The sequence below is a fragment of the Streptomyces sp. UH6 genome (assembly GCF_013421635.1).
GTDB classification, from domain to species: domain Bacteria; phylum Actinomycetota; class Actinomycetes; order Streptomycetales; family Streptomycetaceae; genus Streptomyces; species Streptomyces abyssomicinicus.
Genome location: NZ_JACADT010000948.1, coordinates 1 through 2,189, shown reverse-complemented (window position 1 = coordinate 2,189; position 2,189 = coordinate 1). Strand labels below are relative to the sequence as shown.

Sequence of the window (2,189 nt, the reverse complement as noted above, 5' to 3'; positions counted from 1 at the left end):
GCGGTTCGTGGAGCCGCTCCAGCGCCCAGGCCCGGGCCCGCGCCGTCCCGGCCGCCCTCGGTTCCGGCACCGGCCGCCGTACGTACTGGGCCTGCCCGCCGTCCCGGTGCGGCGGCACCACCGTGACCCGTGCCACCTCCGCGGCCACCGCCGCCCCGTGGTCGCGCCGCACCAGGTGCAGGCAGAGGTCGAGCCCCGCCGCCACCCCCGCGGAGGTCAGCACGTCGCCGTCGTCGACGAAGAGCACGTCGGGGTCGACCCTCACCTTGGGGAAGAGCCGTTGGAAGTGCTCGGCGTGCGCCCAGTGGGTGGTGGCCGGCCGCCCGTCGAGGACCCCCGCCGCGCCCAGCACGTAGCCACCGGTGCAGATCGAGACCAGCCGGGTCCCGGGCCGGATCAGGGCGAACGCCGCCGCCAGTTCCTCCGTCAGCACGCCCCGCTCGTGGACCACGCTCCGCTCGTGGGCCGCCGGCACCACCACGGTGTCCGCCCGGGCCAGCGCCTCCGGGCCGTGATCCACCCGGACCGTGAAGTCCGCGTCGGTCCGGACCTCGCCCGGCGGGCCCGCCGAGCAGGTCGTCACCTCGTACAGGAACCGCCCGTCCGCGCCGCGCGCCCGGCCGAAGATCCGGTGCGGTATGCCCAGCTCGAAGGGGATCAGCCCGTCCATGACCAGCACCGCCACCCGGTGCGGCCGGTCGGTCCGGTCCGGCCGCCGGTCCCGGTCCGCCTGTTCCGCCCCGCCCGCGCCCTCTGCCGTCATGCCCGGATCGTAGCCGTGGCCCGATCCTGTCGAACAGTGTCCCCCGGGCCACTCGTTCGCACCGTGCGGGAGGACGGATGCTGTGGCGGTGACACAGACGGACTCCGCCTCGCCCGCCCTCGCCCCGACCGTTCCGCCCACGCCCACGCCCGCGCCCGGGGCCGGGTCCGGTCATCGACCAGGACCGCGCCCGCGGGGCGCGTGGCGGATGCCGCACCGCGCCTGGCTGGTGGTGGCCGTCGCCTTCGTGACGATCATCGGCGCCGCGGCCTTCCGCACCCTGCCCGGTCTGGTGACCGACCCGCTGAGCGACGACTTCGGCTGGTCGCGCGGCACCATCGGCGCGGCCGTCTCCGTCAATCTGGTGCTCAACGGCCTGATCGCCCCGTTCTCCGCCGCACTGATGGATCGTTTCGGCATCCGCCGGGTGGTGACCGGCGCCCTCACCCTGATCGCGGTGGGCGTCGGCGCCGCCGTCCTCATGCGCGAGGCGTGGCAGCTCCTGCTGCTGTGGGGCGTGTTCGTGGGCCTGGGCACCGGTGCGCTGGCCACCGGGTTCGCCGCCACCGTCACCAACCGGTGGTTCGCCGAGCGCCGCGGCCTGGTCTCCGGCGTCCTCACCGCCGCGGGTGCCTCGGGCCAGCTCGTCTTCCTGCCGCTGCTGTCCTGGCTGGTCGTCGCCCACGGCTGGCGACCGGCCGCCGTCACGGTGGCGCTGGCCGCGCTCGCCGTGGTGCCGTTCGCGTGGCTGCTGATGCGCGACCACCCGTCCGACCTGGGCCTCCCGCTCTACGGCGCCCAGGAGGTGACCTTGCCGCCGGCCCCGGTCCCGGGGGTGGCCCGGCGCGCGCTGTCCGTGCTGGCCCGCGCCGTGCGCAGCGGCACGTTCTGGCTGCTGGCCGGCTCCTTCGCCATCTGCGGGGCCTCCACCAACGGGCTGGTGCAGACCCACTTCGTGCCCGCCGCGCACGACCACCGCATGCCGGTCACCGTCGCCGCCTCGCTGCTCGCCGTCATCGGCGTCTTCGACGTGGTCGGCACGATCGCCTCCGGCTGGCTCACCGACCGCTTCGACTCCCGGCGGCTGCTCGCCGTGTACTACGCGCTGCGGGGTCTGTCGCTGCTCTTCCTGCCGATGCTGCTGGCGCCGGCGGTCCATCCCCCGATGCTCTTCTTCATCGTCTTCTACGGGCTGGACTGGGTGGCGACCGTGCCGCCGACGATCGCCCTGTGCCGGGAGCACTTCGGCGAGGACGGGCCGATCGTCTTCGGCTGGGTCCTCGCCTCCCACCAGGCGGGCGCGGCCGCCGTCGCCTTCCTGGGCGGCCTGGCCCGGGACGTCTTCGGCACCTACGACGTCGTCTGGTACGCCTCCGGCGCCCTGTGTGCGGGAGCGGCCCTGATGGTCCTGGTGATCCGCCGCCGC

Annotated in this window: 2 protein-coding genes; one reads left to right on the top strand and one right to left on the bottom strand. The window is 75.2% G+C overall.

The window, feature by feature from the left end; genetic code table 11:
• Positions 1-670: GlxA family transcriptional regulator (locus HW445_RS27910; RefSeq protein ID WP_257231331.1), on the bottom strand; the 670-nt coding region annotated here is incomplete at its 3' end.
• Between the two features lie 301 nt (positions 671-971).
• Here HW445_RS27910 and HW445_RS27905 point away from each other — a divergent pair.
• The coding region (locus tag HW445_RS27905) for an MFS transporter (RefSeq protein WP_180223639.1) at positions 972-2,189 on the top strand (1,218 nt) is incomplete at its 3' end.